General features: G+C 55.1%; 24 protein-coding genes. 11 read left to right on the top strand and 13 right to left on the bottom strand.

The features are described from left to right. Positions 1–12: 12 nt before the first annotated feature. From AUQ43_RS14650 to iadA, 10 genes are all read right to left on the bottom strand, one after another. Positions 13–2337 carry a 3-hydroxyacyl-CoA dehydrogenase/enoyl-CoA hydratase family protein gene (locus AUQ43_RS14650; RefSeq protein ID WP_062956943.1) on the bottom strand — a complete coding sequence of 775 codons (2325 nt, stop codon included), beginning with the start codon at positions 2335–2337 and terminating at the stop codon, positions 13–15. Then, positions 2337–3473, bottom strand: coding sequence for a thiolase family protein (locus tag AUQ43_RS14645; protein WP_062956942.1), 1137 nt, complete (start codon positions 3471–3473; stop codon positions 2337–2339). Before AUQ43_RS14645 ends, AUQ43_RS14650 begins: the two co-directional genes overlap by 1 nt. Before the next feature lie 45 nt (positions 3474–3518). Continuing rightward, entirely contained in the window at positions 3519–3923 is a 405-nt protein-coding gene (locus AUQ43_RS14640; protein ID WP_062956941.1) for a MerR family DNA-binding transcriptional regulator, read from the bottom strand. A 104-nt stretch (positions 3924–4027) separates the two neighbouring features. Then, positions 4028–5719: a long-chain fatty acid--CoA ligase gene (locus tag AUQ43_RS14635; RefSeq protein WP_062957343.1), complete on the bottom strand. Its 1692-nt coding sequence runs from the start codon at positions 5717–5719 to the stop codon at positions 4028–4030. 97 nt (positions 5720–5816) lie between these two features. Continuing rightward, entirely contained in the window at positions 5817–7127 is a 1311-nt protein-coding gene (locus AUQ43_RS14630; protein WP_062956940.1) for an OmpP1/FadL family transporter, read from the bottom strand. A 54-nt stretch (positions 7128–7181) separates the two neighbouring features. Next, positions 7182–7850, bottom strand: a complete 669-nt coding sequence (locus tag AUQ43_RS14625) for a DUF6134 family protein (protein WP_062956939.1) — start codon at positions 7848–7850, stop codon at positions 7182–7184. Between the two features lie 33 nt (positions 7851–7883). Then, positions 7884–8180, bottom strand: coding sequence for an SCP2 sterol-binding domain-containing protein (locus AUQ43_RS14620; protein WP_062956938.1), 297 nt, complete (start codon positions 8178–8180; stop codon positions 7884–7886). 235 nt (positions 8181–8415) lie between these two features. Then, positions 8416–8991, bottom strand: coding sequence for an RT0821/Lpp0805 family surface protein (locus AUQ43_RS14615; protein ID WP_062956937.1), 576 nt, complete (start codon positions 8989–8991; stop codon positions 8416–8418). Beyond that, positions 8988–9221 (bottom strand): hypothetical protein, encoded by a 234-nt coding sequence (locus AUQ43_RS14610; protein WP_062956936.1) that lies wholly within the window; start codon positions 9219–9221, stop codon positions 8988–8990. The genes AUQ43_RS14615 and AUQ43_RS14610 overlap by 4 nt, the downstream gene beginning before the upstream one ends. A 204-nt stretch (positions 9222–9425) precedes the next feature. Further along, positions 9426–10595: a beta-aspartyl-peptidase gene (gene iadA, locus AUQ43_RS14605; RefSeq protein ID WP_062956935.1), complete on the bottom strand. Its 1170-nt coding sequence runs from the start codon at positions 10593–10595 to the stop codon at positions 9426–9428. A 160-nt stretch (positions 10596–10755) separates the two neighbouring features. On the opposite strand from iadA, the gene AUQ43_RS14600 reads away from it, so the two are divergent. The 8 genes from AUQ43_RS14600 to AUQ43_RS14565 all read left to right on the top strand — a co-directional run bounded on the left by AUQ43_RS14600 (position 10756) and on the right by AUQ43_RS14565 (position 19171). Continuing rightward, positions 10756–11388, top strand: coding sequence for a LysE family translocator (locus AUQ43_RS14600; RefSeq protein ID WP_062956934.1), 633 nt, complete (start codon positions 10756–10758; stop codon positions 11386–11388). A gap of 76 nt (positions 11389–11464) precedes the next feature. Then, positions 11465–12733, top strand: a complete 1269-nt coding sequence (locus AUQ43_RS14595; RefSeq protein WP_062956933.1) for an MFS transporter — start codon at positions 11465–11467, stop codon at positions 12731–12733. A 195-nt stretch (positions 12734–12928) separates the two neighbouring features. Then, positions 12929–13096 carry a hemin uptake protein HemP gene (gene hemP / locus AUQ43_RS20640; RefSeq protein WP_084272143.1) on the top strand — a complete coding sequence of 56 codons (168 nt, stop codon included), beginning with the start codon at positions 12929–12931 and terminating at the stop codon, positions 13094–13096. A 117-nt stretch (positions 13097–13213) separates the two neighbouring features. Beyond that, positions 13214–15262, top strand: a complete 2049-nt coding sequence (locus AUQ43_RS14585) for a TonB-dependent hemoglobin/transferrin/lactoferrin family receptor (protein ID WP_062956931.1) — start codon at positions 13214–13216, stop codon at positions 15260–15262. A 58-nt stretch (positions 15263–15320) separates the two neighbouring features. Continuing rightward, entirely contained in the window at positions 15321–16403 is a 1083-nt protein-coding gene (locus tag AUQ43_RS14580; protein WP_062956930.1) for a hemin-degrading factor, read from the top strand. Between the two features lie 7 nt (positions 16404–16410). Next, positions 16411–17268, top strand: coding sequence for a hemin ABC transporter substrate-binding protein (locus AUQ43_RS14575; RefSeq protein ID WP_062956929.1), 858 nt, complete (start codon positions 16411–16413; stop codon positions 17266–17268). Positions 17269–17282: 14 nt separating this feature from the next. Then, a complete protein-coding gene (locus AUQ43_RS14570; RefSeq protein WP_232310691.1) occupies positions 17283–18350 on the top strand; it encodes an iron ABC transporter permease in 1068 nt (355 codons plus the stop codon). Beyond that, positions 18347–19171 carry a heme ABC transporter ATP-binding protein gene (locus AUQ43_RS14565; protein WP_062956928.1) on the top strand — a complete coding sequence of 275 codons (825 nt, stop codon included), beginning with the start codon at positions 18347–18349 and terminating at the stop codon, positions 19169–19171. Before AUQ43_RS14570 ends, AUQ43_RS14565 begins: the two co-directional genes overlap by 4 nt. A 13-nt stretch (positions 19172–19184) precedes the next feature. Here AUQ43_RS14565 and gcvA read toward each other — a convergent pair whose 3' ends face one another. After that, positions 19185–20117 carry a transcriptional regulator GcvA gene (gene gcvA, locus AUQ43_RS14560; protein ID WP_062956927.1) on the bottom strand — a complete coding sequence of 311 codons (933 nt, stop codon included), beginning with the start codon at positions 20115–20117 and terminating at the stop codon, positions 19185–19187. 279 nt (positions 20118–20396) lie between these two features. Here gcvA and AUQ43_RS14555 point away from each other — a divergent pair, with 279 nt between their 5' ends. The 3 genes from AUQ43_RS14555 to AUQ43_RS14545 are packed head-to-tail and all read left to right on the top strand — an operon-like array spanning position 20397 to position 24492. Beyond that, complete coding sequence (locus AUQ43_RS14555) at positions 20397–21584, top strand: FAD-binding oxidoreductase (protein WP_062956926.1); 1188 nt, start codon at positions 20397–20399, stop codon at positions 21582–21584. Between the two features lie 31 nt (positions 21585–21615). After that, a complete protein-coding gene (locus tag AUQ43_RS14550; protein WP_084272114.1) occupies positions 21616–22932 on the top strand; it encodes an aspartate aminotransferase family protein in 1317 nt (438 codons plus the stop codon). Positions 22933–22992: 60 nt separating this feature from the next. Then, entirely contained in the window at positions 22993–24492 is a 1500-nt protein-coding gene (locus AUQ43_RS14545; protein WP_062956925.1) for an aldehyde dehydrogenase family protein, read from the top strand. A 134-nt stretch (positions 24493–24626) separates the two neighbouring features. On the opposite strand, the gene AUQ43_RS14540 is transcribed toward AUQ43_RS14545, so the two are convergent. Together AUQ43_RS14540 and AUQ43_RS14535 are read right to left on the bottom strand one after the other, a co-directional pair. Then, the gene (locus AUQ43_RS14540) at positions 24627–25232 is read right to left on the bottom strand and encodes a superoxide dismutase (protein ID WP_062956924.1); all 606 of its coding nucleotides are present in this window, start codon (positions 25230–25232) and stop codon (positions 24627–24629) included. A 297-nt stretch (positions 25233–25529) separates the two neighbouring features. Further along, the gene (locus AUQ43_RS14535) at positions 25530–25868 is read right to left on the bottom strand and encodes a hypothetical protein (protein WP_232310690.1); all 339 of its coding nucleotides are present in this window, start codon (positions 25866–25868) and stop codon (positions 25530–25532) included. Between the last annotated feature and the right edge of the window lie 68 nt (positions 25869–25936).

Genomic DNA, 25936 nt, shown 5'->3' with positions numbered 1-25936 from the left:
CTCCCGGACCGGTCAGTTTCGCAGCGGCTTGCCGGTCAGCAGCATATGCTCAACCCGGGCCATGGTGCCTTCATTGCGGACCAGACGCATGAAGCCTTCGCGTTCCAGTTCAAGAATGTCGTCTTCGGAGAGTTCCTCGGTCACGTCGGTGTCACCACCGGCCAGAACCTTTGCCAGTTCACCGGCGACCACGCGGTCATAATCGGTGGCCTTGCCAAGGCGATGGAAATCATCGACCGCCATTTCAAAGGCAACCCTCGCCGCTTCGCCCGGCAGGCGATAGGTGAATTCTTCGGGTGCCTCGTAACCGTCGACCATCGAAAGTGCGCGTTCCTTGGCATCGGCCAGCAAACGGTTGCGGTTCATGGTGATGCCGTCAGTTTCGCGGAAGAACAGGTTTTCCTTGGCCTCCATCGCCGATTTGGCGACCGTCGCAACCGAGATGATCTCGAACGCCTTGGCACTTGGAGCCATCGGGCCTTTGACGAATTTGGGATTTTCCGCCCAACGACGGATCATTTCCTTGCACCCGCCCCAGGCCGGGATCAGACCCACGCCGGGCTCAACCAGCCCGATATAGGTTTCCCCGTGAGCCTGAACCGCATCACAATGAAGTAAGACTTCACAACCGCCACCAAGGGCAAGGCCGCTGGGTGCACCGACGACCGGGAACGGCGAGTATTTCAGCGCCTTGTAGGTTTCCTGACCGGTTTCAACGAGGTTTTCAATCTCTGGCCAGGCGGCGATATTGGCGGCAAACAGGGCCAGACCAAGGTTGGCGCCTGCCGAGAAATTGCTGCCTTCGTTATAGATGACCATCGCCTTGAACTGCTTTTTGACAGTCCGGATCGATGTTTTGATCGCACCAAGCACATCGGAATCAAGCGCATTCATCTTGGTATGGAATTCAAGGCAGGCAACGCCATCACCGATATCCCAAAGCGATGCTGCACGGTTGCCGGCAACCCGTTCGGATTTGCGTTTGATATCTTCAAGCAGGATGACGCCATCCGGGCGGGTGACCTTGGCATATTCGCCATCAAAGCCAAGGTAATAAAGCTCACCATCCTTGACCTTGTAGAACGACTTGCCTGCGGCCTTTTTCAGCAATGCCGGGACTTCAACGCCGTCTTCTTCGAGCATCGAAATCAGGGCATCAACGCCAATGGCATCAATCAGTTCAAACGGCCCAGTTTTCCATGCATAACCCAGCTTCATCGCATCATCGACATCGACGATGGAATTCGCAGCCGCCTCGGCAATAAAGGCCGCATAGGCCAGCGTCTTGCCCATGACAGCGCGGCCATATTGGCCACCCTTGTCAGATGCTTCCATCATCTTGCGCGGATCTTTGCCAGCGGCGCGGACACTGCCCAAACGCGCCTTTTCGGATTTGGCGAATTCACCGGTTTGCAGATCCACCGATTCCTTGACCTTCTGACCACCTTCGCGGTTCAGGCGGTAAAAACCACCCTTGCCCTTGCGCCCGGTATAACCATCGGCAATCAGTTTGCTGACCAGTTCGCTTTCGCGATAGATCGCATGGAACGGATCGGATTTATCGAGAAGGCCGGCCATGCTTGATTGCACATGGGGCATCAGATCAAGACCCACCAGATCCATCAGGCCAAAGACGCCGGTTTTGGGAATACCAAACGGGCGACCAATGACGCTGTCGGCTTCTTCGACCGTCAGTTTGCGGTCCATGGCCTCAACCATGGCGGCCTGAATCCAGTAGACGCCCAGACGGTTGGCGATAAAGCCCGGTTCGTCATGGCAGGTGACACAGGTCTTGCCCAGTTTGCGATCAGCAAAATCGGCAACTGCATCAATCACACCATCGCGGGTGACACCTGATCCAACCAGCTCCAGCAGGCGCATATAGCGCGGCGGGTTGAAGAAGTGGGTAATGATGAAGTCCTGTGCGAAGCTTTCGTCCATCCCGTCAATCAGGGTTGCGAGCGGAATGGTCGATGTGTTTGATGACACCACCGATCCCTTGGCACGGACCGCATCAATCTTGCGATACAGATCCTGCTTGATATCAAGGCGTTCAATAACGGCTTCGATCACCCAGTCACATTTGGCGATCTTATCAAGGTCATCCTCGATATTGCCGCACGTGATCAGCTTGGCAACCCGTTTGGACATAAACGGTGCCGGGTCGGTTTTCAGCATCTTGGCAACCGCGCCCTCGGTAACCGCATTACGGTTTTTGGCCCCTTCGGGCACGATATCAAGCAGCAGGACGGGTGTCCCCGAGTTGGCGATATGGGCAGCGATCCCCGCCCCCATAACACCGGCGCCAATAACGGCGACCTGTTTGATGGTGGTCATTACATCGCCTCCAGAATGGTCGCGATCCCCTGACCCCCGCCAATGCACTGGGATGCCAGCGCATATTTGCCGCCATCACGTTTGAGGATTGCGGCGGCCTTGCCAACGATACGGGCCCCGGTCGCACCCAGCGGGTGACCAATTGCCAGTGCACCGCCATCAATATTGACCTTGGCACCATCCAGACCCAGATCGGAAATGCTTGCCATGGCCTGGGACGAGAAGGCCTCGTTAAGTTCGGTGACATCAATATCGGCCGAGGTCAGGCCCGCCCGCGAAAGCGCCTTTTTCGATGCGCCAATCGGGCCAATCCCCATGATTTCCGGTAAGCAGCCATCAACCGCAACCGACTTGATGCGTGCAATCGGCGTCAGGCCGTTTTTGGCGGCATATTCTTCGGAGCACACCAGAACAGCCGACGCACCATCGGTCAGCGGCGACGACGTCCCAGCAGTCACAACACCGTCTGCCTTAAAGGCCGGTTTGAGGTCGGCCAGGCCTTCGGCAGTTGTTTCTGCGCGGATGCAGCCATCTTCGGAAACAACACCATCCTTGGTCTGGATCGGGATGATTTCATCAGTGAATTTGCCAGCCGCTTGTGCGCTCGCGGCGCGTTTGTGGCTTTCGACCGCAAAAGCTTCCTGATCAGCACGGGTCAGGCTGTATTTGGCGGCAACATTTTCGGCCGTGTCGCCCATGCCCATATAGGCCTCGGGCATGGCTTTATAAAGTTCCGGATTGGGCAGCGGGTTAAAGCCCATCATCGGAACCCGTGTCATGCTTTCAACGCCGGCACAGATAAAGACATCACCAGCCCCGATCGCAATTGCGCCAGCCGCCTGATGGATCGACTGCATCGAAGAACCGCAGAAACGGTTGACCGTCACACCACCAACAGAACGCGGCAGGCCAGCGATAAAAGTGATCAGGCGGGCAACGTTGAAGCCCTGTTCACCCTCGGGGAAGGCGCAGCCAAGGATCAAATCCTCGATCGCGTTGGGGTCAATACCGGTCTTTTCGACCAGACCTTTGACGACCTGTGCCGCAAGGTCGTCAGGACGAACCTTGGCAAGGGCCCCTTTACGGGCCGGGGTAAAGGGTGACCGGACATATCCGGCAATTACGGCGTTGGTCATGGCTTTGTCTTCCTTCCTGAGCTTTCCTCTGATCCGGGGATCTTGTTACGGGGCCGGATCGAGTCCCTTTTCTTTAAGCGCATCAACCGACTGATGTTCGATTTCGCGCAATTCATCCAATGTGACGTCCAGTGCCTGACGCTGTTCCTCCAGGTCAGAAATCCGTTCCCGAACGCGTTCCAGAAGCATCTTGATCTGCTCTGCCTGGGTGGGATCCGCGCCATAAAGATCAAGATAATCCGCGATCTCTTTCAGGCTGAAGCCCAGTCGCTTGCCCCGCAAAATGAGGAGCAGTTTGGCGCGATCCTGGCGGGTATACACCCGGGTTGTGCCGGCACGTTGCGGGTTCAAGAGCCCCTTTTGCTCGTAAAACCGAATGGTGCGCGGTGTGATGCCAAGATCGCCAGCCAGTTCGGGAACGGTATAAAACCGTTCGTCAATTTTGGTCATTATTCGCCCCTAATGGTATATATTTTTCACTAAACGTCAATTAATTTACGTTAACGTCACTTATATTTTTTCAGTGTGTGTGTCGTGCCGCTAACGCATTGCAACTAAGCCGTATTTTCTTCTCTCTTTTGTCTTTCTTCCTCGACCAATTCCTTTTTCGACAGCTTGCCGACCATGGTTTTGGGAAGTTCGTCACGGATTTCTATTTCGCGCGGCATCTCGATTCTTGAAATCTTGTCGTCAAGAAATGCCCGCAGGTCTTGGGCCGTGACATCCGTCACGCCGTCCTTCAAACGAACAAATGCCTTGGGTGCCTGTCCGCGATACTGATCGGGCACCCCGATGCAGGTGACTTCGGCGATCTGGTCATGCAGATAAAGTGCCTCCTCAATCGCACGCGGATAAACGTTATAGCCGCTGCACAGGATGACGTCCTTGAGGCGATCAACAAGAAATGTATAGCCGTCCTCGTCCTGATAGCCGACGTCACCGGTACGCAGCCATCCATCTACAAATGTTTCGGCCGTGGCCGTTTCATTTTGCCAGTAGCCGGGCATGACTTGCGGACCGCGTATGCAAACTTCGCCTTTCTCGCCAAGCGGCATGGTCTGTTCCGGTCTATCGAGGGACCGGACTTCAATCTCGGTGCCAGGCAATGGCCGACCAATGGAGCCTTCCTTGTTATCACCCTTAAGCGGGTTGCAGGTGCAGACCGGGCTGGCTTCGGTCAGGCCGTACCCCTCGACCACTTTGGAGCCGGTTATTTCCTCGAACCGGTGTTTGACTTCAACCGGCAGCGGCGCACCACCTGAGATGCAGCAACGGATGTGAGATAGATCGTATTTGAGTGTTTCCGCCGAGTTGTTGATCGCCGTATAGATCGTCGGAACACCGGGGAAAATGGTGGCCTTTTTCTTGTCCAAAGCCTTGATCAGGGAACTTAGCTCAAAGCGCGGCTGTAAAACCAATTCCGCACCCAGATTAACCGAAGTGTTAAGCGCAACTGTCATGGCAAAGACATGGAAGAATGGCAAAACACACAGGGTAACTTCGTGGCCCGGCTTGGCGTCGGGCATCCAGCGCGTTAGCTGATCAACATTGGCACTCAGGTTGGCATGGGTCAGCATTGCCCCCTTGGGCCGACCGGTTGTGCCACCTGTATATTGCAGAACGGCCAGATCATGGACATTGATATCCACCACGCGATCAATCGGTTTGCATCCGAGAACCCGTGAATAGGGAATGTGGCGAAGGTCGTTCGGCACATCGGCCAGTTCGCTGCGCTTAAACAGTGAGAACAGAACACTTTTGACTGGCGGAAGGATGTCGCTCATTTCACAAACAACGATCCGCTTCAGGCAGGTTTCATCCAGACAGGCCGCAACCTTGGGATAGATCTGTTTTAGATTCAGGGTCACCATCAGGCGACAACCGGAATCCTCGATCTGATAGGCGATCTCGCGCTTGGCATAGAGCGGGTTGAAATTCACAACCACGCCGCCGCATTTCAGGATCGCGTAATAGCAGACCACATAGTAGGGCGTGTTGGGCAGGCATAGCCCCACCTTGTCACCCTTGCGCACACCAAGCTGCTTGAAGCCTTCGGCAGCGCGATCAATCTGTTCGGCGATGGTTTTGTAATCGTAAATCCGGCCGAGAAAATCAAGACAGGGGCGCAACGGAAACCGTGCCGCTGCATTGTCGAAAATCTCATGCACCGGGCGTGTCTTGACGGGCGAGCTGATGTCGACGCCATCGCGCAGGATCGGGGATTCTTGGACGTTCACTTTGTTCACTTGCGTTAACTCCATTACGTTAACGTCACTTTGCGGGCAAAAAAAGGGACGCCCGATGCGGTGCGCCATCGCACCCCGCACCGGACAGTATAGCAGATCAGAACTTGAATTTCGCCTGCAGCGCGATGATGTCGACCTTGGCGTCATAGTCAGCAGAGTAATTGCCAAGCGACGAAGATGCATGATCGACACGTGCTTCATCAGCAAAAATGTGAGTATAGCCAAGCGTTACGTTTGCCCAGTCGGCAGCCTCATATGTTGCGCCAAAGGACACCCAGTAACGATCAGAGTCTGGAAGGCGTACATTACGGTTCCGTGTTTTGATCGGTGTTTCGTCATATGCGAAACCGCCAGCAAAGGACCAGTTCTCGTCATGCTGGTATCGGGCACCCAGTGCTCCAAACCATGAGCTACCCCAGTGATAGTTCTCTGTTGTGCTGCTACTTGTTGCCAACGAGCTGTTGATAAGGCCGTCATAGATGAAGACCAGATCCTTTACTGAATTCCAGTTCGTCCATTGGACGTCACCCATGACTGTCCACTGTTCGTTGAGGTCATGTGATGCACCGAAAGCGATGGCTTCTGGAGTTGTGATCTTGGCAGTTGTCTTGCGATCAGTGTATGGCGTCACAAGCCCTTTGGCAGCACTGTCGAACTTGATGTCACCTTTAAGCTTGTGCTTGACTTCGGAATTGTATGACAGGCCCAAACGGGTATCGTCGGTCAATTCCCAATTCAAGCCTGCAGTCCAGCCATAGCCGACGTCGTCACCTTCAACCGTGGAGTTGCCTTCCGCTTTTGCGCCGCCCAGTGCCGCGACAGCTTTGCTCAACGATGCTTCGAAACGTTGAACCTGCGGGCCGGCGCCAATGCTCAGGCCATTATCGAAACGATATGCGACGACAGGCTTGATATTGACTGTCTTGATTTTTGATGTCGTGCCAAAGAAGCGGCCAGCAAAATCAGAATCATTGTCCGTAACGAGGCCCCAAGGCGCTGTGATGGACACACCAAAGTTAATGTTGTCGTTAAGCGTCCAGACAGCATGGGCATTTGGTACTGCGGCATCCTGTGCCATATCTTTGTATCCGCCACCGGTCTGCGCAATGGACGTCAGTGTTCCATCAGTTGCAACGGTGTTGGTTGCTTTCGCGACCGGCCGAATGACCGTAATACCAGCGCTATAGCTGGTTTCTTTGTACTGGCCCACCGTGCCCGGGTTATAGGACATCGTCGATGCGTCTGTTGACAGTGTGGTCATGCCGGCAAAGCTTGAACCCTGAAGGGTGCCGCTGGTTTCGCGGACCTGAAAACCCGATGCGTGAGCGGTGCCAACGCTGGCAAGCGCGCATAGAAGTGCGGTACCCGAAGCTGCCCCCCAAAGGCAGCTCTTCTTGAAGTAGGACATCTGTTTCTCCCTTAATTTAAAACGCTTCAAATCTATGATTCAAAACGCCCGCTTTTATTTTTGAAGGGTATTCGCATCAACTCGGATAAAGTCGATGTCGTAACCCTTTCTTTTGAAACTCGTTTTGAGCAATTTCCCGTCGGTGCCATACCAAAGGTCACGTTCTACATCGCCCGACATGGTGTAACGGGTTGCCGGTGTTTCCCCGGCTTCGATCAAGACTGGTTCTTTGCCAACCTTATCTGTCCTGACGACATACGGTTCTGCGTTGATGACGCTATAGAGATTGGTTTTGCCTGTGACATTCTCTTGCCACAGGGTCAGCGGCCAGGCCGCGTCACAGGCATCACGTTTCCCGACACCCTTTCCGGAAAGCATGTAACAATCAGCGTCATAGCTTGCCTGCCAGGTGTAGTGCGTGCCGTCATCATTGGTGGTGGTTTCGACCGAGACCAGCTTTCCGTCCTGCCATTGTTCGGTGCGTTGATGGTCGTAATGGAACTTCAAAAACAGCACCTGCACGTTGGTCAATGTTTTGACCGTGACGGTTTGGCCTGTTGCTGTTGGCGTGATTTCGACGGTTTCATAACCGATCGGTTCCCCGTCCTTTAGGACGCGGAAATTCAATATTTCCGATCCGGACGCCAGCGATGGTGCGGCATAATGGATCGCAAGTCCGGCAATCAGGGCCGATATGCAGCTTTTCGAGATGCGATTGCGCATGCTTCCCTCGTGAGACGGATCATCGAGACTTTATTAGTCGAGCATCGATGACAGCTTTGCTGCCACGCCCATGGACCCCTTGATCTTCAGTTTGCCCATGGTGAAGGCAAGCATCGGGTCAAGCTTTCCAGCGATCAGCTTTTCGAGGTTGGCTTTCTTGATTTTAAGGATGCAATCGGCATCGGACAGGTCATCATCGATGATTTCCGGTTCATCACCGGTAGCATCGATTACGATATGTCCATCATCGCCGCAATCAAAGGCGACCACGGCATTCAAACCGCGCAATTGCGGCAGTTTTTCTTTTACGGTTTCGAGGATGTCATCCACGAACGCCTCCCTCTGTCAGCAGGTATTCTTGTTATGGTTATGGCAAGAATGTAATACAAAGTGACGTTAACGTAAAACAAATAACGAAAGCGGGAAATAGGAGACCTTTAAGGTATTGAATTACAGCGATTTCAGATCTCGACTTTGTCTGGGGCTGAACGCAAAAAAGCCCGGCAGTGCCGGGCTTGATGCGGGGAATATCCCGATATGGAAACTGGCCGGTTCCAAGCCGTTCCTAAGACACGATTTGCCAGGAACCATCCGGTTGTCGGCATGCTGTTCCATATGTTTTCTGCAGGGTTCCGCCAATTCTGGCGGTTGCGCTGTATTCGCGGCAATAGCGTCCTTCTGCGTTCCGCCAGCTGCTGGTGGGAACCACATTGTAGCTACGACCCGAATCGGGATTCTGCCACCGGACGGTCTGACCATCGGGCGCGCGTTGTAATGCATATCCTGTGCATGCCAGATCGCCCCGGTCCAGATTTCGACCAATCGAATAACCACTTAGCATGCCAAGAATAGCACCACCAATCATGGCCGCATCCCGGCCACTGCCCTTGCCGATGGTTGAGCCAAGAACAGCACCGGTACCGCCACCAATGATTGCGCCAACCACGTCACGATTGCAGCGCAGGAAACCACCATCGGAAACAAACAGCTCATTGCCATAGCGATAATGGCCTTTGTTCTGTTTGGCGCGATAACCATGTGCTGGCGCCCAGGACGGTGGATCTGCCTTCACCGGGACGGGTGCTGCAAAAGGAAGTGCCAAGCCAAGGGCCGCTGCAAGAAGAATGATCCGCTTCATCATTTTCGGGCCTTCTCGTTTTCGTGCATGATATAGCCTGCGCCCGTGCCGACGGCCCCACCGATGGCAGCACCACAGGTAACGCATCCACCGGTTATGACGGTCCCGACGGCGCCAACGCCGGCACCAATGGCACCGCCGCTCAGCATCTTTTGATCCCGGTCACTCAATCCACTGCATGCGGACAGTCCCAATGCACTGGCAACAACAAGAATTGTGGCTGTCTTTCGCATCTCTCGTATCCCTTCGCGTTTGCTCGTTTAAGGTGGTCATTCACGGACCTTTTTGATGAACAACAGCTTGCGAAAGAAAACGGGAAGCAGTTTGGCCGGATTGGGGGCGGTTTGGGGCAGTTATGTCGATAAAAAGGCAACTCATACGGCTTTATGCGCCCAAAAACCGTGTTTTCGCGTTAAGCCAGAGTGGATTAAGCCGTGCTAGGCCTCGAAAGTGCCCCGCAGAAGCCGTTCCTTGCCAATCATGGCCGGTTTTCCGCGTGCAATGACGCTATCAGGGGCCAATGCATCGTCCAGAACAAGGATATCGGCATCATGACCGACCTTGATTTGCCCTTTGCGAGCAGCCAGTCCCAGCATGCGTGCCGGGTTCGTCGTTATCGGGGAAAGGGCGGTTGGGATATCAAGTTTTTCGACTTCAATCAGATCGGCAAATTCGCGCGGGACGGTTTCAAAGCCAGCCACTGAAAGTCCGATCATATTGCCATCAGTATCAAAATCCGGCAGTGACCCGTTGCCATCCGATGTCATGGAAATGCGTTCAAGCGGCACCCCATCGGCCAGGCATTCGGCAATGCTGGTTGATGTTTTTGTTGCCCCCTTGGGGTCGGGTTCGGCGTCAATGCCTGTGGTGAAGTCGATATTGCCGCCACGCTTTGCCCAGAGTTTGGCCGCATCAAGCAAGGCGCGCTTGCGGTTCACATGTGTCGGGATGAATTGGCCAATCGGAATTTCGGTTTGATCGACCACACTCAGTAACGGATCAAAATGCCCGTCGCCATCGCCCAGATGCACGACCACAGACCCGGCCTTGCCCGATGTCATTCCGCCGATGCGAGATTGGGATGCGATGCGGGCCAGCTCGTCAACCGTGCTTTGGCTGCTGCGGTGATCGGAGATTGCCGTTTTCAGACCAATACAGGCATCCAGAAACGTCACGTCATCCCCGATATTGCCGGTCAGTGTCGGGGAGGGCACGCGATAACCGCCCGTGAAGAACCAGGCTGAAATGCCTTCGGTACGAAGCGCCTTGGTCTTGGCGTAAAGCGAGGCAATGTGGCGTGTGGCTGCATCCGTTCCGAGCAAGCCGCAAACGGATGTAATTCCGGCCTCGATCAGTTTGCCAATCGCAACTTCGGGCGTACGTGTGGCAAAGCCACCCTCGCCGCCACCACCAATCAGATGCACATGCCCGTCGATAAAGCCGGGAACGGTCATCTTGCCACCAAGATCAATGGTTTTGAGTTCTGCCGGAACAGAAACAACCAGATCCGGGGCAATGGCGACGATTTTTTCGTCACAGATCAGGATATCGTTGATCCCAAGCGGGGTCGGGGCGAAAACGTTGGCGTTCTTGAGCAACAAAAACATGTTTTAAAACCGTGTTTTACGAAATGCAGAGGTCAGGTGGCGGGGTGGCGCGAAGGCGCATCATAGCGATAGTTCATTTCCGTTGAAACGGTTGTGGCAAGCAGATAGCTTTCGATGATGCCAAGCAGGAACCAAACCTGCGCCACCAAAAGGAAACGTCATGAGCTTCGCTGCCTGGTTGTCGGTTGCAACCATTTGTCTTCTTGGTGCGATGACGCCGGGTCCCAGTCTGGCTGTTGTGTTGCGCTATTCCGTTGGTCATTCCCGTCAGGCTGGCTTTGCCTGCGCACTGGCGCATGGGCTTGGGATCGGCTTTTATGCTGTGATCACCATGACCGGTCTTGGCATCCTGTTTCAGACTGTGCCCGTCTTTCATAATGCTGTCAGCATCCTTGGTGCGTTGTATCTGACCTGGCTTGCCGTTAAGGCGTGGCGCGGTGCAAAGGCAGGTGCAAAGTTTGACGTTGATGGGACGGGGAAAGTAACGGGTTCGACCCTGCAGGCTGCACGCGACGGGTTCATGATCGCGTTTCTCAATCCCAAGATCGCCCTGTTTTTCCTGGCCCTTTTCAGTCAATTTGTCTCGCCCGAATTCGAATGGGCCGGTAAGTTCCTGTTGGCCTTTACCGCAGCTGCTATTGATGCGGCCTGGTATTGCCTTGTGGCGATCGGATTGTCGCATGGGGCTGTACTGCCATGGTTGCGCGATCATGCTACCTGGATCGAACGGATCATTGCCGTTCTGTTTGTCGTAATTGCGCTGCGCGTCTTGTGGGGTGTTGTTGCGGTATAGCTGCAAAACCTTGCGCAATAATGCCTAATTGAAGTTCTGTTCGCGCCACCATCGCGACCCAACACGGATCACCAAAATGACCGACAAACCCGCCCCGCATTCCCCCCCATCTGTCGGCCCATCAGCCAAGACGCCACCGAACGGGAAGCCAGCACCTGATGCCAGCCGCGGTTTTCAGCATCTTGGGGCACATATCGGCTTTTTGCTGGCCATCCTGCTTCTGGCGGCCAACATGCGCGGCAGCATTGTCGGGCTGGGGCCGTTGGCGGAAATCATTGGCACCGACCTGTCGCTTTCGGGGACGCAGCTTGGTTTGTTAACCACGTTGCCGGTTCTGAGCTTTGGGGTGCTGTCGATGTTTGCGCCACGTCTGGGACAGAAGTTCGGTCTGGAAGCGACCCTTCTGACCATGCTGCTGTTCATTGCCATCGGGCAGGGGCTTAGGGCCAGCGGGGCCTATGACGTCATGGTGGTGGGGACCATCATTCTGGGTGCCGCCATTGCGGTTTTGAATGTTCTCACCCCGTCACTGGTAAGACGCAGTTTCCCGACCCATGTTGCGCTGGTGACCGCCCTTTACACCTTTACCATGTCAAGTGGCGCGACAATTGCGGCATTTGTTTCGATCCCGATCCGAAATGCGGCGGATGGGGATTGGCGCTGGTCGCTTGGTGTTTGGGCGGTGTTTGCCGCCATTGCCTTTGTCTGCTGGTTGCCGATGTTACGCTATCGCCATGTCGGAGCAGCCCCGGCACCGGTTGCCCACATTTCGCTTTGGAAAAACGTCGAAGCCTGGTGGCTGGCCCTGTTCTTTGGTTGTCAGTCGCTGATGTTCTATACTGGCACGGCCTGGGTCGCCAAAGTCTTCATCGACCACGGCATTTCCGAGGCCGAAGCTGCGACCCTTCTGACCCTGTTTAACGTGTTTGGTATTCCGGCCGCCTTTGGCGCGCCACTGATCTATTCGAAAATCGCCAACAAGAAACTGGCGATGCTGGTTCTGCATATTCCGTTGATCATCGCCATTCCGGGCTTTGTCTTTGCCACCAGCGAGTTGCCTTATGTTTGGGCGGTTTGTATGGGCCTTGGACAAGGCAGCATGATCAGCATCGCCCTGACCCTTGTCGGCATGCGCGGTGCGGATCCACAGACCTCTGCCCGACTGTCAGGCATGGCGCAATCGGTGGGCTATCTGTTTGCCGCCATTGGTCCGGTTTTGTTTGGGGCATTGCATGACCTTTTGGGTGATTGGCAAGTTGCACTTTACTTCCTGTTTGTGGTGGTAGCCGTGCAGCTTTGTGCGTCGATGCGCGCAGGGTCGTCGAAAAAAATCGGTGGTGATTAGGTTGACCGACTGATTATCCCAGAAATTTTGTCGCTTGCAAAAGGCACCTCGCGCCAAGTCGGGGTGCCTTTTTGCTGGGTGACTTTGATCACCCTTCTTTGTGCTCCTGACGAAATGAACTTGACTTGCATTCGCAACAAACTTATAGACATGCAAATCATTATTAATAACATTCAATTCAACAAGGAGTTTGCGATGTCCGACATCGCAGAAGAACCGGGACATGCAGGAAAGTCTGAAACAGTGAAGCAGATGCAGGTGCATGAACTGATGGGGAATGATCGTGAGGTCATCATTGTTCATCAGGGGGAAGAATACAGATTGCGCCTGACATCAAATAACAAACTGATCCTGACCAAATAGGCGTTCTTTCGCCACCTTACACACACCATTTGCCAGCCAGCGCGCCAGTGCCCTGCACAAGCCAGCCAGCCAGCCGAAATCGGTACAAAGCTACAGCTGCCTAACAGGGGAATCATTATGGTTCGAACCACTTCTGTGCGCCTTCTTCTGGCGACAGTTTCCACACTTGCGCTTAGTGTTGCGGCCCACGCTCAGGATTCTGCATCCGAGCCCGCGACCAACACCCAGACTGCCCCAACCCGGAATGCGACGACTGTCGAAACGGCGGTTGTTCTTGATACGGTTACCGTTACCGCCAGCAAGCTGAAAACAACGGCAATCGATACGCCTGCATCAGTCTCCATCGTTAATGAGCAGGACCTTGATCGCTTTCAGCCAGATGGTTTGGGCGACATCCTCAATAGCTTGCCCGGTGTTGAAACCTCTGGCGGGCCGCGCAGCTCGGTACAAATCCCGACCATTCGCGGCCTGACAGATGACCGTGTTGTCGTCCGGATCGACGGTGCGCGTGCCAACCTGCGCAATGGCCACAAGGGCGGGATCTTCATTGACCCGGAAATGTTGAAATCGGTCGAGGTGTATCGCGGTTCGGCATCTACCATGCAGGGCACGGGCGCGCTTGGTGGGGCTGTGACGCTTCAGACTCTTGATGCCACGGACCTGCTTGAAGGTGATGATCGCATCGGCGCGCGTATCAAGACTGGCTATGCCTCTGTCGATCACAAACTTACCCTGAACAGCACCGCTTATGGCCGACCGACCGAAAACAGCGATGTGCTGGTTGGCATTACGCGAAAAAGCGGCGGCAGCTATGAAAACGGTAGCGGTGAAAAAGAACCCTACACCGATGACGACTATATCAATGGTCTGTTCAAGGGCGGGATCGACTTTAGCGACACCGGTCGTATGCATCTGACCGTGCAACGTTACAGCGATGATCACCGTCTCCCTGCTGCACCGGATGGTGCAAGCCTTTCAAACATCGTTGATCGTGAAACCGAACAGCTTACCGGCGTGTTTGGCGCTGAATATTTCAGCCCGAAAAATGACCTGATTGATGCGAGTGGCACCGTTTATGGCATGCGCACCAATCTGGATGAAAAACGCATAACCGATGGTCGTCATGATGAACGCAAGCTTGAGACCCTTGGTATGGAGGGTGCCAATACCTCCCGCTTTGCCTTCGGCGATAATGAACTGGCAGTAACCCTGGGCGGTGAGGTCTTCGAAGATACGCAGGAAGGCCGTCGTAATGGCGAACCGACCCCGGGTCTGTTCCCGGATGCTGATATGCTGATCACCGGTGTCTATCTGGATAACCGGCTGACCCTGATGGAGAATCTGGAGCTTACAGCTGGCATTCGATATGACTCGTTTGATCAATCAGCCTCAGGCCAATCGGATCGCTCGGATGATGCGATTTCACCGCGTTTTTCGGTGGCCTATCGCGTGGCACCCTGGCTGCAGCCTTATGTCAGCTATGCCGAAGCCTTTAATGCCCCGTCCCTGACACAGCTTTATAACGATGGTACCCATTTTGGGAACAACCAGTTCGTTCCCAACCCCAATCTTGAAGCCGAGAAAGCCAAAACGTGGGAACTTGGTGCGAATTTCAAGGCCGATCAGCTGTTTACCAGCCGTGACAGTCTTCGGGCCAAGGTTGCTGTCTTCCAAAATGAGATCACCGACTACATCGAACAAAGTGTGAGCGGTGGTTTCAATGGAACCACGACCAGCAGCAACCTGCCAGAGGCGGAAATCAAGGGTTTCGAAGCCGAAGTCAACTATGACACCGGTTTGCTGTTTAGCAGTGTTGCGATGTCGGTTTTGCGCGGTGAGAATAGCGAGACTGGTGAAAACCTGTCCAACATCCAGGGCGACAAGCTGAGCCTGTCGGGTGGCTATCGCCTGATGGATTACGGGCTGGAACTTGGCGGGCGCGCCATCATGGTCGCCGAACAGGATCGCGTTCCGGACGATACGGCAAACCGGGGCGGCTATACCCGTCTTGATCTTTTTGCGCGTTGGGATGCCAGCGACCATGTCGACGGCCTGCAGGTCAATGCCGGCATCGACAACCTGCTTGATCAGACCTACCGCACCAGTGACGCGATCATCTATGAGCCGGGTCGCAACTTCAAAATTTCCGCAAGCATGAAATTCTAAACCGGGTCGGACGGTGCGTTACCGCGCGCCGTCCGTTCTGTACGGAGGACAAAACGCCATGACCGATAACAATTCAAACAATTTCACGACTGCCACCGAAGCCTGGACCGCCTTTGCTGCGGGTGAGGCCAAGGGATATGCTGTTGATATCGCCGCCGAACTGGGCTTAAGCGAGGGTGAGCTGGTTGCCGCTGGCATCGGCACCAACGTTGTGCGGTTTGATGCCGATTGGGGTGATTTCATACCCCGTCTGGAAGAACTGGGGCAGGTCAAGATCCTGACACGCAATCCCAGTGTCGTGCACGAAAAGATCGGGACTTTTGGCAAGATCAGCATCAATGGCGAGATGGGTCTGGTGCTTAATCATGATGTTGACTTGCGCCTGTTTCTTGGCCATTGGGGCCATGCGTTTGCGGTTGAAACCGACAACCCGCGTGCCGGGCGTCGCCGCAGTTTCCAGATTTTCGACCATGACGGGCGCGCCGTTCACAAGATTTTCCTGACGGATCAGTCCGATGAAGCCGCCTATGACAAACTGATTAGCGATTTCAAGGCTGATAACCAGTTGCCGGGGATCGAGGTCCTGCCGCCGCTACCCAAAGCCGTGACACTTGCTGATCAGGAAGTTGATGTTGAAAACCTTCGTGCGCATTGGCGCCGCATGACGGACGTCCATCAATATCACGGGATGCTCAAGGACTTTAATGTTGGCCGTCAGCAAGGCATGCGTCTGGCGGGCCCGGAGTTTGCCGAACGGTTAAGTAGCGATGCGTTGAAGGTCCTGCTTGAAAAGGCATCGGAAAGTGGCATTTCGATCATGGTATTTGTTGGCAATAGCGGTGCCATTCAGATCCATACCGGTCCGATCAAGACCATTCGCGAAATGGGTGAGTGGATCAACATCATGGACCCGACCTTTACCCTGCATCTGCGTATGGATCAGATTTTCGAAGCATGGATTGTACGCAAACCGATCCGCGAGGGGATGGTGACCACCATCGAACTGTATGACCGCGATTTGAACAATTTCGCGATCTTCTGTGGCGAGCGCAAACGCAAGGACCCGGAAAACCCGGATTGGCAGAAACTGGCCGAAAGCCTGCCGCGTCTGGAAAACACCATGGCAGCAGTGGCGGAGTAACCAGGCCATGCGTCATTTCACCGGATTTATCCTGAGCATCATCGCGGTCTTCGGGCTGTGCGTGCCCGCATTTGCCGATGGTGCGCCCAAACGTGTGATCACCGTCGGCGCGCCAGCAACCGAGATTGTTTTTGCCCTTGGCGCTGGCGATAGTGTGATTGCGACCGATACCACAAGTACCCGGCCCGATCCGGTGCCTGATCTGCCAAAAGTGGGTTATATGCGCAATCTGGCATCCGAGGGCATTATCGGCCTGAACCCTGATTTGATTGTCGCGGTTGAGAAATCAGGGCCGGATGTTGTGCTCGGCGAACTGAGTGATCTCGGCATTCCGATTGTGATCCTGCCGTCGCTGGCAAAGATGGAAAACCTGCCGGGTGCCATTGTGATGGCGGGAGATGCCCTGAGTAAGGTTGATACGGCAAAAGCCCTTTCTGATCGCGTGCAGGATGACCTTGCGCAACTGCAGGGTAATAACAGCGCTGATCGCCCAAGTATCGTGTTCCTGATGGCGGTTGGTCATGGCAAACCGATGTCGGCGGGCCAGGAAACCACGGCGGATGAAATCATCACCATGATCGGCGGGGTGAACAGCATGGCGGGCTTTGATGGTTTCAAACCCGTCTCGCCCGAGGTGATTGCATCGGACGCATCCGATTATGTGTTGGTAACCCAGTCGACGATTGATCAGCTGGGCGGGCTTGATGGCCTTCAGGCCCATCCGGTCCTTGGCCTGAACAAGGCCGTGGCGAATGGTCGGGTGCTTACCATTTCTGCATCGACCATTCTTGGTTTTGGTCCGTCATCGGCCAAAGAAATCCGTGATCTTGCGGCCCATCTTCGGGCCATCGAACAGGGGTCGTGATCACTGTGAAAAAAATGGTCACCGCATTACAGATGCAGCTGCCGGTCAACCGATCGGTGCTGTTTCTGGTGCTTTTGATGATTGGGCTCTGTGCTGCCACCGTAATGTCACTTGGCATGGGCGGGGTAGAGATTTCGGTCAGGGATGTGTTTGTCCATCTTGGGCAACGCATCGGCATCATCAATGTCGGCATTGACGCCTTTGATGCCCGCATTCTTGATAGCCTGCGTTTGCCACGGATCATGCGTGCGATCATTATTGGCGCGGGCCTCGGGCTTGCCGGGGCAGTGATGCAAAGCCTGTTTCGCAATCCGATTGCCGATCCCGGGATTATCGGTGTTTCGGCCAGTGCCGCCCTTGGTGCGGTTAGCATGATTGTGGCAGGCCACCTGATACTTGGTGGCTATTACGCGGCTTTCGGGCCCTATGGAGTGCCGGTCGCGGCCTTTGGCGGTGCGGTTTTGGCGACTGTCGTGATCAGCATTCTGTCACGTCAGGATGGCCGGACCGATGCGGCAATCATGTTGCTGATCGGTGTTGCGATCAATGCCATTGCCTTTGCCGGTGTGGGTGTCTTTACCTATATGGCCGACGATGCCCAGTTGCGCAGCCTGACCTTCTGGCAGATGGGCGCACTTTCGGGCAACGGTGCGACTGATCTGCCCGCACTCATCTTGATGGTACTTGGGATCACCTATCTGATCCGGCTTGGAACCCCGCTTAATCTATTTTTGCTGGGCGAGGCCGAAGCGCGCCATCTGGGGGTTGAGGTCGAACATCTGAAACGTCGCGCCACGGTGATCACGGCCCTTGTCGTCGGGGCGGCGGTGGCGGTTTCCGGGATTATCGGGTTTGTCGGGTTGGTGGCACCGCATCTGGTGCGTCTGGCAACCGGCCCGGATAACCGTTATGTCCTTCCGGCATCGGCGATGGGCGGGGCGATCATTCTGACTGCCGCAGACGCGATGGCGCGCATCATCGTCCTTCCGGCAGAACTGCCCATCGGGCTTGTCACCGGTATTGTCGGTGGCCCGTTTTTCCTGGGGTTATTGATCGTTGAAAAGAAAAGGCGTCGCCTATGACCCTGATGGCGCACAAGGCTGATTTCAAGGCGCGCGGGCGTTACCTGCTGCGCGATGTATCCATTGCCGTCGAGCCGGGTGAGGTTCTTGCCATTCTTGGTCCGAACGGGGCGGGCAAATCCACCTTGCTGAAGGTTTTGGCGGGTGAACTTGCGCCAAGTGGCGGCAAGGTGTTTCAGAATGGCCGACCCCTTTCGACCATTTCGGCCCTTGATTTGGCGCAGGAACGCGCGGTGATGCCACAGGCGGCCTCGATGACTTTTCCGTTCACCGTGTTTGATGTTGTCGCACTGGGCCGTGCCCCGTATCGCAAGCTTTCAACGCGCCAGTTTGATCAGAAACAAGTTATTCGTGCGATCAAGCTTGCCGATATCACCCACCTGGCGGATCGAGCCTATCCCGCCCTGTCAGGTGGGGAAAAACAGCGCGTCCATCTGGCGCGTGCGCTGGTTCAGCTTTGGGGGATGAAGGATGCCAACCAGACGCACGTGGCAAGCGATGGCTCCATATCTGCTGCGCGGTTCTTGTTGCTGGATGAGCCGACGGCTGGTCTTGATGTGGCGCATCAACATGCGGTCTTGTCCCTTGCCCGGCGCGAGGCGAAGGAATGCGGTGTTGGCGTTCTGATGATCCTGCATGACTTCAATCAGGTCCTGAGCTATGCCGATCAGGTCGCTGTCCTTAGTGCAGGCGAAGTCGTCGCGCAGGGATCGGTATCAGACGTCATGAGACCGGAATTACTGTCATCAGTTTTCAAAAGCCGGATCCGGTCAATTAATGACCCGGCGGGCGGAGTCGTTTTGATCAGTCAATCCGCCTGACTTCCGGCGGATATCAGACGGCGGTGCCCGACGGTATGGCACGATCATCCTGTTCGGTGCGGCACGTTGCAATCAGCCAGTCGCGAAATGCGCGGACCGCAAAGTTGTTTTCCTTTTCCTTGGGATAAACCACGTAATAGGCATGCTGGTTGGGGATCGATACATCAAACGGTGCGACCAGGCGCCCGCTTTCAAGTTCTTCACGCACCAGAAATTCCGGCAAAAGTGCCAGCCCAAGGCCTGCGACAGCGGCCTGAATGACCATATGAAAATGCTCAAACCGGGGGCCAGCCAGTTCATCGACCACGGCAACGCCGGTGGCCGCAAGCCAGTCCTGCCAGGCGCGTGGACGGGTGGAATGCTGCAACAGGGTGCAATTGCGCACGCGTTCGCGGGCAATCGGCAGATCGTCATTTTCCTTAAGCAGCTTGGGCGCACAGACCGCAATCAGGGTTTCCCCCATCAAACGGTGGGTCACGCAGCCCGGCAGGTTGTCTTCACCAAAGTGAATGGCGATATCGATACCCTCGCGGTCGAAATTGAACTCCCGCGTCTGGGTAATGAGATTAAGCTGAATGTCAGGCCAGGTTGCCTTGAAATCACCAAGACGCGGCACAAGCCAGCGTGCGCCAAAGGTCGGCAGCGTTCCGACATTGAGCATCCCGCCCGCATCGGAATAGGCCATGACCTGAAGCGTGGCGGCCTCTGCCCGGTCCAGAAGGTCACGCACCTGTGCGGCATAGGCTTCGCCGGCCGCTGTCAGTTTCAGGCGTTTCTTCACGCGGCGAAAAAGATCACGTCCCAGATATTCCTCAAGCGCACGGATCTGACGGCTGATTGCGCTTTGCGTCACGTTAAGTTCCTCTGCCGCGCGGGTGAAAGACAGATGTCGGGCCGAACTTTCAAAGAATTGCAGGGCAGTAAGGGATGGCAGGACGCGGCGCATGGTAAAACCAGTTCATAACAAAACGGAATGATATGGTGCGAATATATCGTTTGTTTGCTTTTCATCCAAGACATAGGATTTTAAGTGGTTCTACGCCCCCTCGCGCCACCTCAAGAAGCGTTTGGGCCGAAAGCCATCTGCGCTGGAATGCTGTTACTTTGGAATGTTTTGGAAGGATAGCTCCCCCTTTCATTCGGTAACGGTTTCCGGCGCAACATTGCAAATCACCGGGCCATCAAGGGCCGGACGACAACAAACTGCATCGGGTAGAAGGCAACAATGGGTTCTGTTGACGAAAATTATGATGTGATCATCGTCGGTGGTGCGGTTATCGGCAGTTCCATCGCATGGCATTTGACCGGCCGGGATGACTTCAAGGGCCGGGTTCTGGTGATTGAAAAGGACTCGACCTATGAGTTCTGTTCGACAGCCCTTTCAGCTGCGTCGATCCGCCAGCAATTCTCGACCCCGATCAATATTGAAATGTCGGCCTATGGCATTCAGTTCCTGCGCAATCTGAACCGCGACCTTGACCCGGAAGTCGACATTGCCCTGCATGAAAAGGGCTATCTCATTCTGGCAACCGATCAGGGCCGCGATATCCTGCGTCATAACCATGCGACCCAGACCGAATTTGGCGGTGATATCATCTGGATGGAACCCGATGATTTGGCCCAGAAATACCCGTGGATGAACACATCTGATCTGGCGGCCGGTTGCTGGGGCCGCACGGGCGAAGGCTGGTTTGATGCTTATTCCCTGATGCAGTCATTTCGCAAACAGGCGCGCCGTCGCGGTGCTGATTACATTGACGGCGAAGTCATCGAGGTCCTGCGCGATGGCGATCAGGTTACGGGTGTGGTTCTGAAAGACGGTCGTCGTTTTGGCTGTGGTCAGCTTGTCAATGCAGCGGGCACGGGTGGATCAAAGGTCGCCGGGATGGCGGGTCTTGAGATTCCGGTCGAGCCACGCAAACGCTGCATCTTTGTGTTTGATTGCCGGGATGCGCAAGACATCAATGCATCCTGCCCGATGCTGATTGACCCAAGCGGTCTTTATGTCCGCCCCGAAGGTGAGTTTTTCATTACCGGCATTGCCCCGCCCAAGGATCGTGATCCGGAATGCTGGGATTTCGATGTCGATCACAGCCTGTTTGAAGACATCATCTGGCCGGGTCTGTATGAACGCTGCGAGCGGTTCGAGGCCATCAAGGTCGTCAATGCCTGGGCGGGTCACTATTCCTATAACCTGCTGGATCAGAACGCGATTCTGGGCCGCCATACGGATGTTAAAAACTTTATTTTTGCCAACGGGTTCTCTGGCCATGGCCTGCAACAAAGCCCGGCGGTCGGTCGTGGCATTGCCGAACTGATCGCGACAAACGGGTATGAAACCCTTGATCTGTCGGTGTTTGGCTATGAGCGCATCCGTGACAACGCGCCGGTGCTTGAACTGAACGTTATCTAAATCATCAACAAAAAGGTCGGAGCAGCCCCACATGCCCCGTGACGAAAACACCAAACCAGCCCAAGACAGCACGCAGATGCGCGACCGTGCGACCGTGTCTGTGTCTGCCGGCGTACGTAATGTGCATCCGGTCTATCTGGATCGTGCGCTGAATGCAGAGGCATGGGATGTCGAAGGCACACGCTATATCGATTTCATTGGTGGGATCGGGGTTTTGACTGTCGGGCATCGCAACCCCGTGGTGATGGACCGCGTTGCCGACCAGTGCGCACGTTTCACCCACAGCTGTTATAACGCGTTGCCCCACGAACCCTATGTCGCGGTGGCCGAGTGGCTGGCAGCAAACTGCCCGATTGAAGGTCCGGCAAAATCAATGCTGACCAATTCCGGGGCAGAGGCGATGGAAAATGCGCTTAAGCTTGCGCGCGCCTTTACCGGCCGCACCGGCGTGATCGCCTTTGAAGGTGGCTTTCATGGCCGAACCTTGGCCACCCTGGCACTGACGGGCAAAACCAAACCGTATAAAACCGGGCTTGGCCCATTGCCGGGGCCGGTTTGGCATCTGCCATATCCTTGCCCTGAAACCGTTGTATCTGTTGATGATGCGATGGCCGCTATCGCCAAACTGTTTGCCGTTTCCGCCGATCCGGCATCCGTCGGGGCTGTGGTGATTGAACCTGTTCAGGGCGAAGGCGGTTTTCGTGCTGTGGATGGCGAATTTCTGATCGCGCTGCGTCGGCTGTGTGATGAAAACGGCATGGTTCTGATTGCCGATGAAATCCAGTCGGGCTTTGCCAGAACTGGCAAGATGTTTGCCATTGAGCATGCCGGTGTTGCGCCCGATATTCTTGTTATGGGCAAGGGCATTGGCGGGGGCTTTCCGTTGGCAGCCATCACTGGTGCCGAGGATGTCATGAATGCGCTGGCCCCCGGCGGGCTTGGCGGTACTTATTCCGGCAATCCGGTGGCGTGCGCGGCAGCGACCGGCGTTTTTGAGGTTCTGGAAACCGACAAGCTTACCGCCCGTGCCAAACAGCTTGGTGAAAAATACGCCACCCATATCGCATGGCTGCGCGATCTGCCCGGCGGGCATGTGATTGGCAACATGCGCGGGATTGGCGCAATGCGTGCCTTTGAATTGATTGCAGATGACGGCAAACCGTCACCCAAACGTCTGCAAACCTTGTTGCAACTGGCTCGCGTAAACGGGCTATTGTTAATGCCAAGTGGTGAGCACGCCAATGTGGTGCGCCTGCTGGCACCTTTGACCATTCCGTTTGATCAGGTTGACGAGGCCTTTGCCATCATCGCCAAGCTGCTGCCAAAAGTAGCCGATATCAAGGATTGAACAGAGATCGAATTTGCCGGTGATCCGCGCCGGAAAGTTTAAAACGAAGGGAGTTTTACTGTGAGCTACAAATCCATTCTGACCGAACTTGGTCTGTCCGAAGCAGAGATTGCCAACGGCGCGCTCAGTGTCCAGACCCCGGTTGACGGTTCGGAATTCGCAAGTGTTACCGAAACAACCGCCGCCGAGATGACCGATGTCATCGGCAATGCCAAAAAGGCATTTGGCGCATGGCGTCAGGTTCCCGGTCCGCGCCGTGGCGAACTGGTGCGTCTTCTGGGCGAAGAACTGCGTGCGGCCAAGGAACCGCTGGGCCGTCTGGTGTCGCTTGAATGCGGCAAGATCTATCAGGAAGGTCTTGGCGAAGTTCAGGAAATGATCGATATCTGCGACTTTGCCCTTGGCCTGTCGCGTCAGCTTTATGGCCTGACCATCGCGTCCGAACGTCCGGGCCACAAAATGATGGAAAACTGGCATCCGCTGGGTGTTGCTGGCCTGATCACCGCGTTCAACTTCCCGGTTGCACCTTGGGCATGGAACACAGCCCTTGCACTGGCGTGTGGTAACGCCGTGATCTGGAAACCGTCGGAAAAAACCCCGGTCACAGCCTTGGCTTGCCAGAAGATCCTCGAAAAGGCGATTGCCAAGTTTGGTGATGCGCCGGCCAACCTGCATCAGGTTGTTGTGGGTGATCGTGAAATCGGTGAAATCATGACCGACAGCCGCGACATTTCGCTGATTTCGGCGACCGGTTCAACCCGCATGGGCCGTGAAGTTGCCCCGCGCGTTGCCCAACGCTTTGGCCGTACCATTCTTGAGCTTGGCGGCAACAACGCCATGATCGTCACCCCGTCGGCCGATCTGGACATGACTGTGCGTGCGGTTGTGTTCTCCGCTGTTGGCACCTGTGGTCAGCGTTGCACCAGCTTGCGTCGCCTGATTGTTCACAAGGACGTCAAGGATCAGTTGCTGCCGAAAATCATCGCGGCCTACAAGTCGGTTTCGATCGGCGATCCGCTGGCTGATGGCACCCTTGTTGGTCCGCTGATCGATGAAGAAGCCTATACCAACATGCAGACTGCGCTTGAGAATGCCAAGAAAGACGGTGGTACCGTGCATGGTGGCGAACGCACCCTGGAATCGGAATATCCGAACGCGTTTTATGTCACCCCGTCAGTGGTTGAAATGCCGGGTCAGACCGATACCGTGAAGCACGAAACCTTCGCACCGATCCTCTATGTCATGACCTACGAGACGCTTGAAGAAGCCATCGCGCTTCAGAATGACGTCCCGCAGGGTCTATCGTCTTGCATCTTCTCGACCGATCTGCGCGAAACCGAACTGTTCCTGTCCTCGGTTGGTTCCGATTGCGGTATTGCCAACGTCAATATCGGCCCGTCCGGTGCTGAAATCGGTGGTGCCTTCGGTGGTGAGAAAGAAACCGGTGGCGGTCGTGAGTCCGGTTCGGATGCCTGGAAAGGCTACATGCGCCGCGCAACCAACACCATCAACTACTCCCGCGAGTTGCCGCTGGCTCAGGGCATCAAGTTCGATATCTGATCTCGCGTCTGATCCGTTTAGATCCAAACCCCGCCGGTTCGCTGGCGGGGTTTTCTTTGTTTGTGTTGCGCGCACAAAAAAAGCGGCCCCCGAAGGAGCCGCTTTTTGTAATTCAGTCTCAAAGCGTCGACTGATTAGCCAGCTTTGGAGAAACGCTCTGCAACATATTCCCAGTTTACCAGGTCGTTCAGGAACGCCTTGATGTAGTCCGGGCGACGGTTGCGGTAATCAATGTAGTAGGAGTGTTCCCAAACATCGCAACCCAGAAGCGGGGTCATGCCGTGAACCAGCGGGTTTTCCGCGTTCGGGGTGCCCGAAACAACCAGTTTGCCGGACTTGTCCATTGACAGCCATGCCCAACCGGAACCGAACTGGCCAACGCCAGCGGCGGTGAAGGCTTCTTTGAAGGCGTCAACCGAACCGAAGTCCTCGACGATTTTCTTTTCGAGTTCGCCCGGGATGTTGCCACCGCCATTCGGCTTCATCATGTTCCAGAACTCGATATGGTTCCAGTGCTGACCGACCTGGTTGAAGAGCTTGGCCTTGTCCTTGTCGCCATAGGTGGCAACGACGAGTTCCTCAAGCGACTTGCCTTCAAGACCGCTGCCTTCAAGCAGGGAGTTGCCGGTTACGACATAGGCATTGTGGTGCTTGTCGTGGTGAAACTCGAGGGTTTCAGCCGACATATACGGGTCAAGCGCGTCGTATGCGTACGGAAGTGCTGGGAGTTCAAGTGCCATGATACAGTTCCTCGACTTTCGTTATTAATCTGTGCGGTAACGCAACATATCCCTTTTTGCACCTTCGATAAAAGTGAAAATCCCGCGCAACATGTTGGAAACCTTTGTTGCACGATCGACAGCTGCATCAGGTGCGTTGCCTGTGATCTTTTATCTAGCGCGTATTGGCGTTCATGCAATGCGTCGATGCATTACCGTTTAGATAGATCGATATATGATGAACAATCCTGTGCCAGAAACGTTCCCGGATTTTCTCGAAAAGTTTTGTAACGCTTCGTGGGACTGCAGGCGGTTTGCCTATTCCTTGTAGAGTCCCATCATCTTCTGGCTTTCATCGCCATTGGTCAGGGTGACGTCATATTCGCCGCGCTTGAGCGACGAGATATCAATCTTGCAGGGGAAACGGACGCAATCGCGTTTGATCGCGATGGTGCCGTCTTCCTGATGGCTGAGTGTCACTTCACCCTTGGCCATTTCGGAATGGATGGTGACGCTGTCAGTCGTTGGCTTTGGCGCGGATTTTATTGCAGCCAGCGCGGCTGTCGTGATCGTCATAAGACCAATCAGGGCAATGGCAACCGGCTTGCTGCGCAGAGATCTAAGCATGGCTTCCTCGCGCGGTTGTGCTTGGTTCATGCCTGCTAACTTGATCCGCGAAGCCGAAAAATTAACGGCGCAAATGGGGCATTTCCGTGCCGATGACC

Origin of the sequence: Thalassospira sp. MCCC 1A01148 (assembly GCF_001613795.1) — a bacterium.
Taxonomy (GTDB): Bacteria; Pseudomonadota; Alphaproteobacteria; order Rhodospirillales; family Thalassospiraceae; genus Thalassospira.
This window is presented reverse-complemented; position numbering and strand designations above follow the sequence as displayed.

What these genes read in the sequence shown, in the direction of transcription:
- AUQ43_RS14540 (WP_062956924.1), bottom strand. Translation starts at nt 25,232, where the DNA reads ATGGCACTTGAACTCCCAGCACTTCCGTACGCATACGACGCGCTTGAC.
- AUQ43_RS14580 (WP_062956930.1), top strand. Translation starts at nt 15,321, where the DNA reads ATGACCGATAACAATTCAAACAATTTCACGACTGCCACCGAAGCCTGG.
- hemP (WP_084272143.1), top strand. Translation starts at nt 12,929, where the DNA reads ATGTCCGACATCGCAGAAGAACCGGGACATGCAGGAAAGTCTGAAACA.
- AUQ43_RS14650 (WP_062956943.1), bottom strand. Translation starts at nt 2,337, where the DNA reads ATGACCACCATCAAACAGGTCGCCGTTATTGGCGCCGGTGTTATGGGG.
- AUQ43_RS14625 (WP_062956939.1), bottom strand. Translation starts at nt 7,850, where the DNA reads ATGCGCAATCGCATCTCGAAAAGCTGCATATCGGCCCTGATTGCCGGA.
- AUQ43_RS14565 (WP_062956928.1), top strand. Translation starts at nt 18,347, where the DNA reads ATGACCCTGATGGCGCACAAGGCTGATTTCAAGGCGCGCGGGCGTTAC.
- AUQ43_RS14535 (WP_232310690.1), bottom strand. Translation starts at nt 25,868, where the DNA reads ATGAACCAAGCACAACCGCGCGAGGAAGCCATGCTTAGATCTCTGCGC.
- AUQ43_RS14630 (WP_062956940.1), bottom strand. Translation starts at nt 7,127, where the DNA reads ATGTCCTACTTCAAGAAGAGCTGCCTTTGGGGGGCAGCTTCGGGTACC.
- AUQ43_RS14595 (WP_062956933.1), top strand. Translation starts at nt 11,465, where the DNA reads ATGACCGACAAACCCGCCCCGCATTCCCCCCCATCTGTCGGCCCATCA.
- AUQ43_RS14585 (WP_062956931.1), top strand. Translation starts at nt 13,214, where the DNA reads ATGGTTCGAACCACTTCTGTGCGCCTTCTTCTGGCGACAGTTTCCACA.
- AUQ43_RS14575 (WP_062956929.1), top strand. Translation starts at nt 16,411, where the DNA reads ATGCGTCATTTCACCGGATTTATCCTGAGCATCATCGCGGTCTTCGGG.
- AUQ43_RS14600 (WP_062956934.1), top strand. Translation starts at nt 10,756, where the DNA reads ATGAGCTTCGCTGCCTGGTTGTCGGTTGCAACCATTTGTCTTCTTGGT.
- AUQ43_RS14640 (WP_062956941.1), bottom strand. Translation starts at nt 3,923, where the DNA reads ATGACCAAAATTGACGAACGGTTTTATACCGTTCCCGAACTGGCTGGC.
- AUQ43_RS14610 (WP_062956936.1), bottom strand. Translation starts at nt 9,221, where the DNA reads ATGCGAAAGACAGCCACAATTCTTGTTGTTGCCAGTGCATTGGGACTG.
- AUQ43_RS14645 (WP_062956942.1), bottom strand. Translation starts at nt 3,473, where the DNA reads ATGACCAACGCCGTAATTGCCGGATATGTCCGGTCACCCTTTACCCCG.
- gcvA (WP_062956927.1), bottom strand. Translation starts at nt 20,117, where the DNA reads ATGCGCCGCGTCCTGCCATCCCTTACTGCCCTGCAATTCTTTGAAAGT.
- iadA (WP_062956935.1), bottom strand. Translation starts at nt 10,595, where the DNA reads ATGTTTTTGTTGCTCAAGAACGCCAACGTTTTCGCCCCGACCCCGCTT.
- AUQ43_RS14615 (WP_062956937.1), bottom strand. Translation starts at nt 8,991, where the DNA reads ATGATGAAGCGGATCATTCTTCTTGCAGCGGCCCTTGGCTTGGCACTT.
- AUQ43_RS14555 (WP_062956926.1), top strand. Translation starts at nt 20,397, where the DNA reads ATGGGTTCTGTTGACGAAAATTATGATGTGATCATCGTCGGTGGTGCG.
- AUQ43_RS14550 (WP_084272114.1), top strand. Translation starts at nt 21,616, where the DNA reads ATGCCCCGTGACGAAAACACCAAACCAGCCCAAGACAGCACGCAGATG.
- AUQ43_RS14570 (WP_232310691.1), top strand. Translation starts at nt 17,283, where the DNA reads ATGGTCACCGCATTACAGATGCAGCTGCCGGTCAACCGATCGGTGCTG.